Origin of the sequence: Acrocarpospora corrugata (assembly GCF_009687845.1) — a bacterium.
GTDB classification, from domain to species: domain Bacteria; phylum Actinomycetota; class Actinomycetes; order Streptosporangiales; family Streptosporangiaceae; genus Acrocarpospora; species Acrocarpospora corrugata.
In genome coordinates, this window is sequence record NZ_BLAD01000105.1 from 18,872 (window position 1) to 33,875 (window position 15,004).

Genomic DNA, 15,004 nt, shown 5'->3' on the forward strand with positions numbered 1-15,004 from the left:
GGAGCCCGTACCGAACCAAAGGGTAGGAGAACCCCCGCAATCCCGACCAAACCATCCACTCACCGACCACGGCAGGTAACAACCGCCCCATCCACACCCTGTGGACGATGGGAAAAGCGATTCGCTCGGGTCGTCACATTCCCGGCGGGGCGATCGTGCGTCATGATGTTGAATCGTGGCGCGCATACCAGGTACCGGGCTGGCGAAAGGGCTGGCTGTCACCCTGCGGCACATGCTGCGCAGATCAGTGACGCAGCAGTATCCAGAGGTGCAACCCGAACTGCCACCGCGCAGTCGCGGGGTAATCGCCCTGGTCGAAGAGAACTGCACCTCCTGCATGCTGTGCGCCCGCGAATGCCCGGACTGGTGCATCTACATCGACTCCCACAAGGAGACGATCCCCGCTCCCGAGGGCGGCCGCCCCCGCCAGCGCAACGTCCTCGACCGCTTCGCGATCGACTTCTCCCTCTGCATGTACTGCGGCATCTGCATCGAGGCCTGCCCCTTCGACGCACTCTTCTGGGCCCCCGACTTCGAGTACGCAGAACACGACATCCGCGACCTCCTCCACGAGAAGGACCGCCTCGCCACCTGGGCGACAAAAGTCCCACCCCCACCCGCCCACGAACTCGGCGCGGAACCCCCCAAAGAACTCGCCGCAGAATCCGCCCCCCGCCCGTCCGCGAGAAGCATCCGCCCCCCCGGCGCCCTCCCGAAACGCCCCGAATCCGAGGGGGATGCGTGACCCCCGCCCTCTGGCCACCCACGGCACAGGAGATCGTCTTCCTGCTGCTCAGCGTGGTCGCGGTCGGCTCCGCTCTGCTGGTGGTCACCACCCGCCAACTCGTCCACGCCGCCCTCTGGCTGGTCGCCTGCTTCGGCGCCCTGGCCGGCTGCTACCTGGTCCTGACCGCCGAATTCGTGGCCTGGGTCCAAGTCCTGATCTACGTCGGCGCGGTGGTCGTCCTCATGCTGTTCGGCATCATGCTCACCCGCGCCCCCATCGGCCGCACCGCCGACCTCGACTCCGGCAACCGCGTCGTGGCCGCGCTCGTCGCCCTGGCCACCGCCGCCGTCCTGGTCACGGTCGTCATCGACGGCTTCCGCTCGGCGTACACCCCGCTGGACCCCGGCACCGGCTCGGCCAAATCCCTCGGCGGCAGCATCTTCCGCACCTGGGTCCTCCCGTTCGAGGCCCTCTCGATTCTGCTCCTGGCCGCCCTGATCGGCGCCATCGTCATCTCCCGTACCGACATCAAGGGCCGCGAATGACCTCCGCACCCGGCCTCCAGGCGGTGGGCTGATCATGCATGTCGTCTATCCCGCCGTAGTCGCCGCCCTCCTCTTCTCCATCGGCGTGTACGGCGTGCTCGCCCGCCGCAACACCATCCTGGTCCTGATGTCGGTCGAGCTGATGCTCAACGCGGTCAACCTCAACCTGGTCACCTTCGACGTCTGGCTCCGCGACCAGCTGCACGGCGGCCAGGTGCTCACCCTCTTCGTCATCGTGATCGCCGCCGCCGAGGTGGGCATCGGCCTGGCGATCGTGCTCGCCGTCTTCCGCAACCGCCAGTCCATCGACCTGGACCGCCTGCGCGACCTGTTCGAACCGCCCAACTCGTCCGACCCGGACGGCTCCCAACCGGCTGCGACGAAGGTCACGACCGGAGTTGGTCCGGAGTGATCGTCGCCGCCGCGCTCATCGTGCTGCTGCCGTTCGCCGCGGCGGTGGCCGGGTTGCTGGGGTCGCGGTGGCCGGGGGGCGTCAGCCGTACCGAGGAGAACAATCTCCGCGCCAATCGCCGGGCCGCCTGGTTCGCGGTCTCGGCGGCGGTCGCGGCGCTGGCGTTGACGCTGTGGCTGGCCTGGCAGACGTCAGGATCGGGTGGTTCTGGCGACTTGTTCTGGGCGGAATTCCTGCCCGGCTCCGCCGAGGGCACCCTTACGGTGATAGGCACCGGAGCCATCCCCATCTCGGTGGGACTCCAGGTCAACGGATTGTCGGTGCTGACTGCCATCCTCGTGACCGTGGTCGCGCTGGCGGTGCAGGTCTACTCGGTGGGGTATCTCCGAGGCGATTCCCGCTTCCCTTCGTACAGTGCGTTCATCAGCCTGTTCACCAGCGCGATGCTGCTCGTCGTCTTCGCCGCCGACCTCCTGGTGCTGTATGTCGGCTGGGAGATCATGGGCCTCTGTTCGTATCTGCTGATCGGCCACTGGTGGGAGGACCGCGCGAACTCCCGCGCCGCCGTGAAGGCGTTCCTGGTCACCCGCCTGGGCGACGTGGCCTTCCTTTTCGGGATATTCACCCTCGGCTTCGCGGCGGGCAGCTTCCGGATCGACGACATCATCGCCGCGAACCTCCCCACCGGGACCCTCATACTGGCGACGATGCTGCTGCTCGGCGGCGTCGCAGGCAAGAGCGCCCAGGTCCCGCTGCACACCTGGCTGCCCGACGCGATGGCCGGCCCGACCCCGATCAGCGCGCTCATCCACGCCGCCACCATGGTCGCCGCCGGCATCTTCATCGTCGCCCGGCTGTTCCCCCTCTTCCCGCAGCCCACGCTCGACGTCCTCGGCGTGCTCGCCGCCATCGGCATGCTCGGCGCCGCCCTGGCCGCCTTCGCGCAGGACGACCTCAAACGAATCCTGGCGTATTCCACGATCAGCCAGCTGGCCTACATGGCCGCCGCCCTCGCCGCGGGCTCACCGAACGCCGCCATCTTCCACCTGACCAGCCACGGCGCCTTCAAAGCCCTGCTGTTCCTGTGCGCCGGAGCCGTCATCCACCACGTCGGCTCCAACCTGCTGAGCCACATGGGCGGCCTGCGCCGCGCTATGCCGATCACGTTCTGGACCATGACGATCGGCTTCGCCGCCCTGATGGGCCTCCCGCCCACCAGCGGTTTCTTCAGCAAGGACGCCGTCGTCCTGGCGATCGAACACTCCACGAGCCCAATCCGCCTCCTGCTGTACGGCTCCGCGTTGATCACCGTCGGCGTCACCGGGGCGTACGCGATCAGGGCCTGGCTGCGCACCTTCTTCGGCGAAGAACATGTGCAGGCCCTGGCCGAGCCCGCGCCCGGCACCGCACACGTCTTCGACGGCCGCGAAGCGCCCCGCACGATGGTGTGGCCGATCAGCCTGCTCGCGATCCCCGCCCTCCTGTTCGGCTTCATCGGCGTCGCCGACATGGACTGGCCATCGGCCGCGATCAGCCTGCTCGTCGCCCTGCTCGGCGCCGGAATCGTCTACACGGCCTGGCGCAGCGCCCCCCATGCTGACCCCGCCCGCCTCCTCGGCCCGTTCCGAGCCCCCTGCGAACAGGCCTTCTACCTCGACCGCGCCTACGCCGCCCTGATCGCCCGGCCGATCCTGTCCCTGGCCCGCGGCGTCGTTCGAACAGACACCCACGTCGTCGACGGCGCGGTCCGTGGCTCCGCCCGCCTGACAATCGGCCTCTCCTCGTTCGCGAAACTCGCCCAGAACGGCAACGCCCAGCTGTACGTGACCGGATTGCTGGCCGGGGTTCTCCTGATCGCTGTGGGGGCGGTGATGTGGGGATGAAACTGGTTCCTGGGCGGGCCCGCGGAGCTGAGGGCTCCCGCTTTCGCTGGGCATGTTCCCCTGATCGACTGGGGGCGGTGATGCGGGGATGAGCTGGCTTCTGGTCATGTTGGTGGCGTTGCCGCTGGTCGGGGCTGCGGGGTTGATGGCTCCCGCTTTCGCTGGGCGTGTTCCTCGTGGTTATGGCCTGGCTGTGTCCGGGGCCACGATGGCCTTGGCCGTTGCCGTGCTGGCGGCGTTCGATTATTCCGCGCCGGAACGCATGCAGTTCGAGACTGATCTGTCGTGGATTCCGGGCCTGAACCTACGCTTCCACCTTGGGCTTGACGGCATTTCGCTGCCTCTGGTGGTGCTGACCGCGCTGCTCAGCTTCCTCTGTTTCGGCTACCTCGCGGGTCGGCCTTCCGGTCCGTCGCAGGACGCGACCAGGCTCGGAGTGCTTCGCCCCAGAGCGCTGGTGTTCACCCTGCTGGTGCTGGAATTCGGCATGCTGGGCACTTTCGTCGCGCTCGATCTGCTGCTGTTCTTCGTGTTCTTCGAGGTCGTGCTGATCCCGATGTATTTCGTGATCGCCATTTGGGGAGGCACGCACCGGCGCGCGGCGGCGATCAAGTTCATCCTGTACACGCTGCTCGGGTCGGCCGTCCTACTGCTGGGCCTGCTCCTCATCTGGTCCCAGACCGGCACACTGGACATGGTCGCCCTGGCGAAATCTCACCCGATGTCACGATCGGTGCAGATCATTGCGTTCGTCGCCATCGGTATCGGTCTCGCGGTCAAAACTCCGATGTGGCCGCTTCACACCTGGCTACCGGACGCGCACACCGAAGCCCCCACCGTGGGTTCGGTGCTCCTGGCGGGCGTACTCCTCAAAATGGGCACCTACGGCTTCGCCCGGATCGCCATCCCGATCCTCCCCGAGGGCGCCGAAGCCGTCGCGCCCTGGCTGGGCGCTTTCGCCGTCATCGGCATCGTGTACGGCTCGCTCGCCTGCCTGGCCCAGAACGACCTGAAACGCATGATCGCCTACTCGTCGGTCGGCCACATGGGCTTCGTCCTCCTCGGCTTCGCGACCCTCACCCCCGTCGGCATCAACGCCGCCCTTTTCGGGAATGTCGCCCACGGCCTCATCACCGGCCTGCTCTTCTTCATCGCCGGAGCCATCAAGGAACGCTACGGAACCGCCGACATGACCCGCCTCGGCGGCGGCATGCTCACCCGCCTCCCCTACGTCGGCTCCCTCCTCACCTTCGCCTGCATCGCCTCCCTCGGCCTCCCCGGCCTGGCCGGCTTCTGGGGCGAAATGCTCGCCCTCCAAGGCGCCTTCCAACCCGCCACCGCCCTACCCCGCCCCCTCTTCCTCACCTTCATGACCATCGGCGGCCTGGGCGCGGTCCTCACCGCCGCCTACTTCCTCCTCATGCTCTCCCGCATAACCCACGGCCACCCCGGCGAACCCACCACCACACCTCCCGGCCCTCCCGTCGACACCGCCGAAGGCATCCCGGACCTAACGGAACCCGTAGCCGCAGCGACAGAGTCCACCGGAGATTCCGCCATCCCCGCTCCCGGGACGGACAGAGGCCTCATCGCACACGGAAGCGACGAGGCCGAAGGCCCCGCCGTGCCCGTTGGCGGGGGCGATGAATTCGCCGCTTCGGCTGGCGGGATGCACCGGGCTGAGGAGTCCGGTGTCCCTGTCGGCCCCCAAGCCATGGTGGATCCGGGCGCGGCCGTTGAGATGCCCCGGGTTGAGGAGTCCGCCGTCCCTGTCGGCGGGGGCGATAGGAGCGAAGGATCCAGCGTTCGAGTCCGCGGCACAGACAGAACCGAAGAGTCCGTGGTCCTGGTTCGCGGTGATGACGTAGTCGAGGTGATCTCCGGTGGCGGCGGGCAGCCGGGTCCCGGCTCGAAACTCGCTGATGTCATGCCTTCCGAACTGGCGGCCTGGGTTCCACTGGTCGCACTGACCGTGTTCTTCGGCCTCTGGCCGTCGGCGTTGCTCGCGCTCACCGACCCTGCCGTGCAGTCCCTCCTGGGGGCCCCATGATCCGCATCGGCTCAGTGGATGCTTGGCTCAATGCCAAAGATGTTCGGTGCGGGGGGCTGCTGCCTGGCGGGGTGGAGTGGTGGGCCGATGATTCAGTCGATTGATTACTGGGCGATTGCCGCGCCGCTGATTCTTGCGTTGACTGCTGGGCTGGTGCTTGTTCTTGATGCCTTTCTGCCCGCTCGGGTGGGTGGGGCGCGGAACGTGCTCGGGTTGATTTCGCTGGTGGGTGTGCTGGCGGCGCTGGGTGTCGTGGCGGCGCAGGCCGTGCGCGGGGATGAGTTGCGGACGTTCTGTGTGCCGGGGGCGGGTGCGTCGTGCTCGTTTGTGATGGATTCGTTTACGGAGGTGTTCGCGGGGCTGACGCTGGTGGCGGGTGCCGTCGTCATTCTGCTGTCGTTGGCGGAGTTGGCCGGTGGGCGGATTCCGGTGGGGGAGTGGTATTTCCTGCTGCTGGCGACGCTGACCGGGGCGGTGCTGCTGCCGGCCGCGCGGGATCTGGTCATGCTGGTCGTCGCGCTGGAGTTGGTGTCACTTCCGGTGTTCGCGCTGACGGCGTTGCGGCGGTACGACGGGCGGGCCTCTGAAGCGGCGTTGAAGCTGTTCGTGGTGTCTGTCGTGTCGACCGCGGTGATGTTGTTCGGGGTTTCGCTGCTCTATGGCATGACCGGTGCCGTGCATCTGGACCGGGTGGCGGCGGCGCTCCAACCGACCTACGCGGACGGCTCCGCGAGCTCTTCGGCGCAGCAACTGGAAATAACCGGCGCCGTGCTGCACAACGGATCCGCAGTCGTGACCGTGGGCGTGGTGCTGGTGCTCGCCGGGTTCGCGTTCAAGGTCGCCGCGGTGCCGTTCCACTTCTGGGCGGGCGACGTCTACGAAGGCGCGCCGGTACCTGTAGCCGCATTGCTGTCGGTGATCTCGAAAGCGGCCGGTTTCGCCGGGTTGATCCTCGTGCTCAGCCGCGCCCTGGTCAGCGAGGCGGCCGCCTGGACCCCCCTCCTCGCGATCATCGCCGCGCTCACCATGACAGTCGGCAACGTCCTCGCACTCCGGCAACGCCACGCGGTACGCATGCTCGCCTGGTCGTCGGTCGCCCAATCGGGCTACATCCTGGCGCCGCTCGCCGTCCACCTGGACATCGTGTCCACGATGAACCAATGGGTGGAGCGGGGCGTCGTCGACGTCTCCAGCCCAGACCAGGCCGCGCGAGCCGGGCTGGAGCTCAGCTCGATATCGCAGGTCGTCGAGCTGTCCAACCAGGCGGGCGTACTGGGGGCGGTGAACGCGTCGATCGCCTACCTGGTGTTCTACGCGGCGATGAACCTGCTGGCGTTCGCCGTGGTCATGCTGGTCTCCCGCCGGCACCCGGGCAACCAGCTCGACGACTACCGGGGGCTCGCCTTCCGAAGCCCCGGCGCCGCGCTCTCCCTCGCCTTCGCCCTGATCTGCCTGGCCGGACTTCCGCCGGGCCTCGCGGGCCTGTTCGCCAAGGTCGTCGTGTTCCGTGAGATCGTCGCGGGCGGCCTCGGCTGGCTGGCAATCGTCATGGCGATCAACACCGTGATCGGGCTCTACTACTACCTGGCGTGGACGGCCCGGCTGTTCACCCCGGCTCCGGCGGGCGACAGCCGTACCGTGCCAGCACAGCAGGGGCGGACCCCTGTCGTCATCGCCATCGGCGCCGCGCTGCTGGTCACGGTCGCCTTCTCGGTGGTGCCCCAACTGGTGCTCGGCACCCTCGGCTGAACCCGGATCCGGGAACGTTCGACCTGGCCGCGCGCGTTGGACGGTCGGTGGACGCGGGTCGCTCCGCCGTCTCGGGCTGAGCGGGAGGAGGAGGCATGCGTCACAACTGTGTGCGTAGTGCGGTGCTTCTGGGGGCTCTGTCCGGTTTTCTGCTGGGGATCGGCGCCTGGTTCGGCGGCGGCACGGGAGTTCGGATCGCTGTTCTGGTCGCACTCGGAGCCTGCGGCGTCGCCTTCTTCTTCGCCGACCGCATCGCCCTGGCCGCCATCCGCGCCCGCCCCGTCGGCGAGGTCGAACAGCCTGATCTGTACGGAATCGTCCGCGAACTCTCCTACGACGCCCGCCGACCGATGCCCCGCCTCTACCTGGCCCCCGCCGGCCAGCCGAACGCCTTCGCCACCGGCCGCAACCCCCGCAATGCCGCCATCTGCGTCACCCGCGGCCTGATCACCCTCCTGGACGAACGAGAACTCCGCGGAGTCATCGCCCACGAGCTCTCCCACGTCTACAACCGCGACATCCTGCTCAACTCCATCGCAGGCGCCCTCGCCACGATGATCACCTACTTCGGCTACATCGGCGCATTCTTCGGCGCCACCGATGAAGGCGACGAACCTCCCGGCTTCTTCGGCGCCCTCATCCTGCTGACCCTCGGCCCGGTCGCCGCCACCATGATCCGCATCTCCATCGCGCGCTCCCGCGAATTCGCCGCCGACGAGGCCGCGGCCCGCCTCACCGGCGACCCCGCCTCCCTGGCCAACGCTCTCCGCAAGATCGACGCTGGCACCCACCACCTCCCCCTCCGCAAGAACGCGCAAATCACCTCAGCCGGCCACATGATGATCGCCAGCCCGTTCGGCACCAACTTCTGGTTCGCCACCCATCCACCAACCACCGAACGCATCGCCCGCCTGGAACGCATGGCGGGCCGCCCAGTCTGACGGCAGCGTTGGCAGCTCGCGCCTACGCCCGGCAGCCGATGACAGGCACCAGTACCAGCGCTGGGAGCTTCCACGCGGAAACCGCGCGGAGCCCCGGTCCTACGAGTGCTGGTGGATCGGCTCAGTTTCGTCGGCGCGGAGTCCGGGCAGGCCGTCGATGCTCTCGCGGTTGTTCTTGGCCTTGTAGGCGCGTTGACCCTGCGCGTCTTTGCGGCCCTTCTGTTCGTCGAGGAGCATACGATCCTTCTGGAACGTCATGAACGGGACCGCGAAGCCGCACGAGTCGGTGATTCGATCGCAGGTGATCACGATGATTGAGCGGACACCCGGATGTGGGCCGAACTTGGTGATCAATTCGGCGAATTCCGGCTCTTCCGGGGTGATGATGGTGCCAGTGCCGTACAGGCGGACGATGTTGGGTTTGCCGGAGAACGCGCAGAACATGATGGTGATGCGGCCGTTGTCGCGGATGTGGGCGATGGTCTCCACGCCGCTGCCGTCAAGATCGAGATAGGCGACCGTGGTGTTGTCGAGAACGGCGAAGGTATCCGGGTACCCCTTCGGCGAGACATTGACATGTCCGCCGGACTCAGGGGCCGTTGCAACGAAATAGACGGGTTGCTCGGCAATGAAGCTCCGCAACCGGTCTGTCAGCTCCTCATAGACCTTGCCCATATTTCGACGATAACCCGGTTCATCCGCCCGGAACCCGGTAGTCCCATATCTTAGACTTGATCTTGAACGTGTCCGTCTTCGTCGCCGCGCCGGTGCCGGCGTTCACCTGCCACGAGGTGGTCCAGATGGCCGCGTAGTTGTCGGCGTCACGGTACGACCAGAGGACGATTTGATCGCTGGTGTCCCACAGCAGCCGCTGCGCCCCCTCCTGCTTCGGGATCGCGATCGTGACCTTGGGCCCGACCGTGTCACTCGCCAGGTCATAGGTCCGCAGCGATTTCGCGCCCGCGTTGCTGCTCACGACCACCGCCACCGTGCTGCCGTCGTCGGCCAGCGCGACCGGCCCGTTGTTCGTCACGACCTGCGGCACGATCTGGCTGTTGACCTCATTCCCTTCCTTGTCGTACGAGGTGTACTCGAAGGTGTTCTCGTCCGTGTACCGGGTGGTCAGGACGTAATCCCCGCCAGGGCTGACGGTTTCCACCGTCGCGGTGCCCTTGATCGTGTGGACCTCACCGGTGTCCACCTCGACGATCAGGGACGGCCGCTGGACGGTGTCATCGAGGTAGTCGACGACCAGCACCGTCCCGTCCTTCGACAAGAACGTTCCAACATCGATTATGTGGAGGCCCTTCGGCACCCGCGCGGCCTCGGCCGGCAGCGTGATCACCTTCTTCGCCACCACATCCCGGACCACCAGCCGCCTGTCGGCCTTCCGGAAGTAGGCGACCCGCCGCCCATCGGCACTGACGCGGACCGGCAGCGCCATGTCCTCCACCACTTTGCCATTCGCCCCGGCCGGAAAAATCAGCGCGTCCGTCAGCGCGACCTGCTTTCCGCCGCGCAGCGTCAACGTCCAGGACCCGCACGGCACCCGGTAATCCTCTTTCGGGCAGCTTTTCAGCGTCGCATAGCGCGCGGTGCCCGTATCCGCGTGCGCAACCGCCGGCGGCAAAACGACGGCTGCCGTCGCGATCGCCAGAATCGCCAGTCTTTTCATCGTCATTTCCTTTCGTCACTGAAGTAGATGTGACTCCGCGACCAAAAGTTGCATAACGAATAGATAACAGCCCTGTGAGTGCGTGCGACGAACGCGATCCGACAGGCTCGTGAAACCGGCATCGACCAGGCTCGTCCCGTGAACACCTCACTCGATTCGACCAGGCCCGATCCGAACCGCTCGTCCTACTGCCGACGCGGCATGCTGGAGCGTTTCCGCGCAGGCGACGAGGCCGCGTTCGCCGAGATCGGGGCCCGCTACCGGCCCGCGCTTTTCCGCACCGCACTGACCCTGCTCGGCGACACGCACCTGGCCGACGAGGCCGTCCAGGACGCACTCCTGCGCGCCTGGCGGAACGCCGCCACCTTCGACACCTCCCGTGAAATCACGCCCTGGCTGTACCAGATCGTCCGCCGCTGCGCCTTCAGCGTGCACCGCCGCGCCAGCCGCCACCCCACCACCACCGAACTCCCCGACACCTTCCCCACACCAACCACCGACATTTCCGATTCGGTACGGCACGCCGTACAAAACCTCGAACCAGATCACCGGCGCGTGGTCGAACTCATGTATTTCGAGGGCCTGACCCAGCAAGAAGTCGCCGAACAACTCCGAATCCCGATCGGCACGGTGAAATCCCGCGCCTCCCGCGCCCACAACCGCCTCGGCGAACTCCTCACAAAACAATGAGCCGGAAAACACGAAACCGGGCCGGGAAATGAATCCCGGCCCGGTGTTCCAGTCATCTGCCAGAGAGGACGACGCTATTCTGGCCGCCCAGTCCATGACGCTGATCGTTTCTTAGCTGACGGACTCGCAGTTGATCGCCGCTGGGTCCGCCCGGTCCACCAGCGCGGTGTCATTGTCGCTGTCCCCGCCCTCGCCGCAGTCGATCTCCGTGTCGCTGCCGCCGTCCCGCGAAACGAGCGCGTCCGACCCGCCGTACCCGCGCAACGTGTCCCGCCCGAGCCCGCCGTCGAAAGCGTTGTTCTTCTCGTCGCCGAACATCAGGTCGTCGAACCTGCTGCCGACCACTTTCTCGATGTCGTCGGCGACGTTGTCCTTGTCGCTGAACCGCCCGTCGTTGTTCGAACTGTCCATGTTCACGTCAACGGCATTGGTGCTGTTGAGGAAGCTGACGATGTCCGAACCGGCGCCACCGATGTAGGTGATGGTGCTGACACCCGACGCGGTCCCGCCGAAGAAGGTGTCATCGCCGGCCTCCCCGGCCGCGCCGCCGACAAGCGCCGCATTGATTCTGATGGTGTCATTCCCAGCGCCCAGATTGGCGGAAAGACCACCCAGGATGCCGTTGCACGACACCTGCTTGGCGGTCACGCTCTGGCAGCCGACCCCCGGCGCGATCGCGACCGAGTCGGTCACGTTGATCTTGCCACTGGAGACGAAGACGTTGACATTGTTGGCGCCAGCCGTGCCGATGTAGACAACGGCGCCCTGAACGACCCGGACCGACGAAGTCGCGGCCGCGTGGCCGGCTGTGGCGACCCCGCCCAGCATCGCGGCCGAAAGGCCGGCGAGAACGGACAGTCGCCTGAGTGTACGAGTGATTTTCACGGTGCTCTCCATGAGTGAAACGAACCCGGATGACCTCCATCCGGTCAGTCGCTCCGCACTACGCGACCACTCGCGCCCACCGTTCTCCAACGTGCCGAACGGCACACAAAATGGGTCTTCGAATTTAAGCGGGATGGCTCGGTTCCGGCTCGCGCGGGTGGTTGCGCAGCGTGATCGGAGTCGTTGGTTGACGGCGTTGCGGAAGCCGTACGCGCAGCGGGCTTCGAGTTTGATCACCCGGTTGGTCCCTTCGCTCTTGGCATTGGTGATGCCGGTGCCGATGAACGCCTCGATCTGCGGCCACCACGCGGTGATGGTCTCGGCCAGGGTGCGGAGTTCGGGCAGGTAGGCGTGGTCGGCGCACCAGGCGTAGAAGGCCTGCAGGCGATGGCTGATCTGCGAGCGGACCGGGCCGGTGCGGGCCAGGGCGAGCAGATGGCGCAGTTTCTCCTTGGCGTGCCAGCCGGCCAGGATGTGCCTGCCGTAGGTTCCCGTCCTGGTCAGATCGCGTTCCAGAACGGCACGCTGTTCGATGGCCAGATCCTCGGCGTTGGAGCGCAGAAACCTGCGGTGGTCGAACTCGGGGTCGCCTTTGCGGCCCCGGCGCCCGCGCATCTTCCAGGTCAGCCGCCGTCGCAGCTCGGCGAGCTTGGCGTTGGCCAACTGCACCAGGTGGAAGTGATCGACGACGATGACCGCGTGCGGCAGCGCGGTGCGGATCGCCGACCGGAACACCTGGCACATGTCGATCGCCACGTGGGTGACGGCGGTCTTCCACTCGGCGCTCCGCGCCGACAGCCAGGCGGCGACGACGCTGGAGAGGCGGCCCTCGACCTGGCCCAGTAGCCCCTGATCGCCCGAAAGATCGGTGAAGCCGACGTGCCAGCGGTCGGCGACCAGCCGATACTTGCCGGTGGCCGGGTCGACTTCCCAGCGGGGAGCGCCCCGGCGGATCTCATCGATCCCGATCGTCGTGGTCGGTTCCGGCTGGTCGGGCAGGACCTGGGCGGCATGGGCGCGGACCTCGCGCATCGCCACCGGCCAGGACAGGCGATGGTCACGGGCGGCCTGCATCACCGTGCGCCCGCCGTCGACCACGGCCCGCCCGCAGGCCCTCCGCAACCGGCCGGTCGTCCGCATCCCGGCGCTGACCTGGCCGATCTGCTCGGTGAACGAGCCGCGGGAACACCGGCGCTCCCGGCACACCCAGCGACGTTTATGCCACAGCGGCGTGATCGGCTCGCCGCCCGCGCACAGATCGCGTGGCGAGGTGAGCGCGCATTCCTTGACCCGGGTGGCGAGCACCCCGCACGCCGGGCACCCCCGCGCCGTCTCATCATCGGTGATCACGTGGACCACCCGGTGGCCGTCCTCGCGGCGCTCCACCCTGGTGACCGCCAGACCCTCCAGGCCCAGCAGCAGCGTCGCGTCCGAACAGGTCTCTATAGTGTTGTGCACGCCCGTGGTTTCTTGAAGATCGACTGCGTAGACAACAGTCATGATCTACGAGAGCCGCGGGCATCTCATTTCCGGGGTGATCTCCAGTCCTCTGTCGTCACTCATCGTGACTGGACGCAGGAACCCCTTTCACCACTCCCCGATCAAGCTCGAAGAGCCCACAAAATGGGGCCGGGGCACACGCGTGAACCGTGTGCCCCGGATATCGCCCGTGGAACGAGAAAGAACCCGTTCCGTCAGCGGTAGTTCTTGAACTGAAGGGCGATGTCGAGGTCCTTGCCCTTGAGCAGCGAGATGACCTCCTGCAACTCGTCCTTCTTCTTCGAACTGACCCGGAGCTCCTCGCCCTGGATCTGCGCCTTGACGCCTTTCGGCCCCTCATCCCGGATGAGCTTGGAGATCTTCTTGGCGTTCTCCTGATCGATGCCCTCCTTGAGCGCCACCGCCATCCGGTACTCCTTACCGGACAACTTCGGCTCCTCGGCATCGAGCACCTTGAGCGAAAGCCCACGCTTCACGAGCTTGTCCTTGAACACATCGAGAACCGCGTTGGCGCGCTCCTCGCTGTTCGCCTTGATCTCGATCCCCTTCTGCCCCGACCACGAGATAGTCGCCCCGGTCCCCTTGAAGTCGAACCGATGCCCGACCTCCTTGACCGTCTGGTTCAGAGCGTTGTCGACCTCCTGCCGGTCGATCTCCGAGACCACATCAAAACTGCTGTCGGCCATCGCTGTCCGTATCCTCTCCTCGTTCGTTTCCGACCTTAGTTGCCACGGGCTCACACGTCCCTGCGCATGACCACACGCGGCGCGACCTCAATCCCCAACTCCCGCTCATGCGCCACCAGCGCCGCCAATTCCGGCCCCCACCGCTCCTCCCCGAGTACGGCGAAGCCCCGCCGCGCATACCACGGCGCATTCCACGGCACATCCCGAAACGTCGTCAACGTCACCGCCTCCGACACGGCCGCCGCATGGTCACACAACGCCGCAACGAGCGCACTCCCGATCCCCTGCTTCCCGCACTCCGGAAGCACCGCCAACTGATCGAGATGAACCACCCCATCAACCCACCCGAACAGCGCGAACCCCACCGCTGGCCGCCCCGCGACGATCACCCGCTCCGGCTCCGCACAATCCTCGATCATGGTGGTCCCCGCCGGAAACGCGATCCCCACATCCGCGAACATCCCATCCGCGGCCAACTCCACACCCACGAGCCCCGCCAGATCCCCCACCTCGGCCCACCTGATCACACCCCCCATCCTCCCTCATATCCCCTCACCACCCGCCCGCGTCCACCCCCGCAAACCGGTGTGCACGAGCACCCACGAAGTCCGCTATTCTCTTACCTGTCACCGCGCAAGCGGGCGACAAGGCAGGTTGCCCGAGCGGCCAAAGGGAGCGGACTGTAAATCCGTCGGCTCAGCCTACCCAGGTTCGAATCCTGGACCTGCCACCAGCAGTAGAAACGGTCCTTGACCAGCGCTAATGCGCGTCAAGGGCCGTTTCTATTTGTCCGGCTGAGTTCCACCGTCCACGGGACTGTGTCAACGCATCCTCTCGGTCAGCAAGGTCCGAACACGGACCTCAAGAGCGTGGAGCCGGAAAGTCCAGCACGGCCCGGCCGGAGTCGGTGAGCAGCAGGCGGCGGCCATCGACGGGGCGGTCCTCGCCGTCCATGATCCATCCTTGTGTGCGCAGGACGGCGAGAGTGGCTCGCGGGATGCCCGATCGGCGCGGCGAAAGAGGATTGTGGTGGACTTCTTCGTCGCGGATGCGTTCGAGGACGGCGCGTTGGGCGGGGGTGGGTTTGCGGGGCTGCGAGCTCGTCATTCGGTCTACCTCGCCGGAGTTGTGGCGGATGTCCCGATTGTGGCACCTCTGGGTGGCGAATGCCCGGGTGGGTGAGTCTGCTGCCGGAGGCAGGGGCCTGGCAGGCGGGTGGTGGCCGAGGCCGTTGGCGCGGGGGGCAGGGCGGGGGCAGGGC

At 66.8% G+C, this 15,004-nt stretch carries 14 protein-coding genes and 1 tRNA gene; 9 read left to right on the forward strand and 6 right to left on the reverse strand.

The window, feature by feature from the left end; genetic code table 11:
- Nucleotides 1-232 precede the first annotated feature (232 nt).
- From Acor_RS37740 to Acor_RS37770, 7 genes are all read left to right on the forward strand, one after another.
- The gene (locus Acor_RS37740) at nucleotides 233-745 is read left to right on the forward strand and encodes a NuoI/complex I 23 kDa subunit family protein (RefSeq protein ID WP_155341567.1); all 513 of its coding nucleotides are present in this window, start codon (nucleotides 233-235) and stop codon (nucleotides 743-745) included.
- Nucleotides 742-1,272: an NADH-quinone oxidoreductase subunit J family protein gene (locus Acor_RS37745; RefSeq protein WP_155341568.1), complete on the forward strand. Its 531-nt coding sequence runs from the start codon at nucleotides 742-744 to the stop codon at nucleotides 1,270-1,272. Before Acor_RS37740 ends, Acor_RS37745 begins: the two co-directional genes overlap by 4 nt.
- Nucleotides 1,273-1,306: 34 nt before the next feature.
- Nucleotides 1,307-1,684, forward strand: coding sequence for an NADH-quinone oxidoreductase subunit NuoK (gene nuoK / locus Acor_RS37750; RefSeq protein ID WP_155341569.1), 378 nt, complete (start codon nucleotides 1,307-1,309; stop codon nucleotides 1,682-1,684).
- The gene (locus Acor_RS37755) at nucleotides 1,681-3,567 is read left to right on the forward strand and encodes an NADH-quinone oxidoreductase subunit 5 family protein (RefSeq protein WP_155341570.1); all 1,887 of its coding nucleotides are present in this window, start codon (nucleotides 1,681-1,683) and stop codon (nucleotides 3,565-3,567) included. The genes nuoK and Acor_RS37755 overlap by 4 nt, the downstream gene beginning before the upstream one ends.
- 106 nt (nucleotides 3,568-3,673) lie before the next feature.
- Complete coding sequence (locus tag Acor_RS37760; RefSeq protein WP_281353301.1) at nucleotides 3,674-5,617, forward strand: complex I subunit 4 family protein; 1,944 nt, start codon at nucleotides 3,674-3,676, stop codon at nucleotides 5,615-5,617.
- Between the two features lie 87 nt (nucleotides 5,618-5,704).
- Nucleotides 5,705-7,366 (forward strand): NADH-quinone oxidoreductase subunit N, encoded by a 1,662-nt coding sequence (locus Acor_RS37765; protein ID WP_155341571.1) that lies wholly within the window; start codon nucleotides 5,705-5,707, stop codon nucleotides 7,364-7,366.
- Between the two features lie 95 nt (nucleotides 7,367-7,461).
- A complete protein-coding gene (locus tag Acor_RS37770; RefSeq protein WP_155341572.1) occupies nucleotides 7,462-8,307 on the forward strand; it encodes a M48 family metalloprotease in 846 nt (281 codons plus the stop codon).
- 99 nt (nucleotides 8,308-8,406) lie between these two features.
- On the opposite strand, the gene Acor_RS37775 is transcribed toward Acor_RS37770, so the two are convergent.
- Nucleotides 8,407-8,982, reverse strand: coding sequence for a pyridoxamine 5'-phosphate oxidase family protein (locus Acor_RS37775; protein ID WP_155341573.1), 576 nt, complete (start codon nucleotides 8,980-8,982; stop codon nucleotides 8,407-8,409).
- Between the two features lie 19 nt (nucleotides 8,983-9,001).
- Entirely contained in the window at nucleotides 9,002-9,982 is a 981-nt protein-coding gene (locus Acor_RS37780; protein ID WP_155341574.1) for a hypothetical protein, read from the reverse strand.
- A 138-nt stretch (nucleotides 9,983-10,120) separates the two neighbouring features.
- Here Acor_RS37780 and Acor_RS37785 point away from each other — a divergent pair, with 138 nt between their 5' ends.
- Nucleotides 10,121-10,672, forward strand: coding sequence for an RNA polymerase sigma factor (locus Acor_RS37785; RefSeq protein WP_155341575.1), 552 nt, complete (start codon nucleotides 10,121-10,123; stop codon nucleotides 10,670-10,672).
- A 111-nt stretch (nucleotides 10,673-10,783) separates the two neighbouring features.
- Here the strand turns inward: Acor_RS37785 and Acor_RS45130 are convergent, their stop codons facing one another.
- The 3 genes from Acor_RS45130 to Acor_RS37800 all read right to left on the reverse strand — a co-directional run bounded on the left by Acor_RS45130 (nucleotide 10,784) and on the right by Acor_RS37800 (nucleotide 14,279).
- A complete protein-coding gene (locus tag Acor_RS45130) occupies nucleotides 10,784-13,015 on the reverse strand; it encodes an ISL3 family transposase (protein ID WP_246239682.1) in 2,232 nt (743 codons plus the stop codon).
- A 236-nt stretch (nucleotides 13,016-13,251) separates the two neighbouring features.
- The gene (locus Acor_RS37795) at nucleotides 13,252-13,743 is read right to left on the reverse strand and encodes a YajQ family cyclic di-GMP-binding protein (RefSeq protein ID WP_155341580.1); all 492 of its coding nucleotides are present in this window, start codon (nucleotides 13,741-13,743) and stop codon (nucleotides 13,252-13,254) included.
- Between the two features lie 50 nt (nucleotides 13,744-13,793).
- Nucleotides 13,794-14,279 carry a GNAT family N-acetyltransferase gene (locus tag Acor_RS37800; protein WP_155341576.1) on the reverse strand — a complete coding sequence of 162 codons (486 nt, stop codon included), beginning with the start codon at nucleotides 14,277-14,279 and terminating at the stop codon, nucleotides 13,794-13,796.
- 112 nt (nucleotides 14,280-14,391) lie between these two features.
- Between Acor_RS37800 and Acor_RS37805 the strand changes: the two genes are divergently transcribed.
- Nucleotides 14,392-14,476 (forward strand) — tRNA-Tyr (locus Acor_RS37805).
- Nucleotides 14,477-14,604: 128 nt separating this feature from the next.
- Here Acor_RS37805 and Acor_RS37810 read toward each other — a convergent pair.
- Nucleotides 14,605-14,850, reverse strand: a complete 246-nt coding sequence (locus Acor_RS37810; RefSeq protein WP_155341577.1) for a hypothetical protein — start codon at nucleotides 14,848-14,850, stop codon at nucleotides 14,605-14,607.
- Nucleotides 14,851-15,004 lie beyond the last annotated feature (154 nt).

Excerpts from the sequence above, each read along its gene's own strand:
- Acor_RS37740 (WP_155341567.1), top strand. The coding sequence starts at position 233 with ATGCTGCGCAGATCAGTGACGCAGCAGTATCCAGAGGTGCAACCCGAA.
- nuoK (WP_155341569.1), top strand. The coding sequence starts at position 1,307 with ATGCATGTCGTCTATCCCGCCGTAGTCGCCGCCCTCCTCTTCTCCATC.
- Acor_RS37760 (WP_281353301.1), top strand. The coding sequence starts at position 3,674 with ATGTTGGTGGCGTTGCCGCTGGTCGGGGCTGCGGGGTTGATGGCTCCC.
- Acor_RS37765 (WP_155341571.1), top strand. The coding sequence starts at position 5,705 with ATGATTCAGTCGATTGATTACTGGGCGATTGCCGCGCCGCTGATTCTT.
- Acor_RS37770 (WP_155341572.1), top strand. The coding sequence starts at position 7,462 with ATGCGTCACAACTGTGTGCGTAGTGCGGTGCTTCTGGGGGCTCTGTCC.
- Acor_RS37775 (WP_155341573.1), bottom strand. The coding sequence starts at position 8,982 with ATGGGCAAGGTCTATGAGGAGCTGACAGACCGGTTGCGGAGCTTCATT.
- Acor_RS37780 (WP_155341574.1), bottom strand. The coding sequence starts at position 9,982 with ATGAAAAGACTGGCGATTCTGGCGATCGCGACGGCAGCCGTCGTTTTG.
- Acor_RS37795 (WP_155341580.1), bottom strand. The coding sequence starts at position 13,743 with ATGGCCGACAGCAGTTTTGATGTGGTCTCGGAGATCGACCGGCAGGAG.
- Acor_RS37800 (WP_155341576.1), bottom strand. The coding sequence starts at position 14,279 with ATGGGGGGTGTGATCAGGTGGGCCGAGGTGGGGGATCTGGCGGGGCTC.
- Acor_RS37810 (WP_155341577.1), bottom strand. The coding sequence starts at position 14,850 with ATGACGAGCTCGCAGCCCCGCAAACCCACCCCCGCCCAACGCGCCGTC.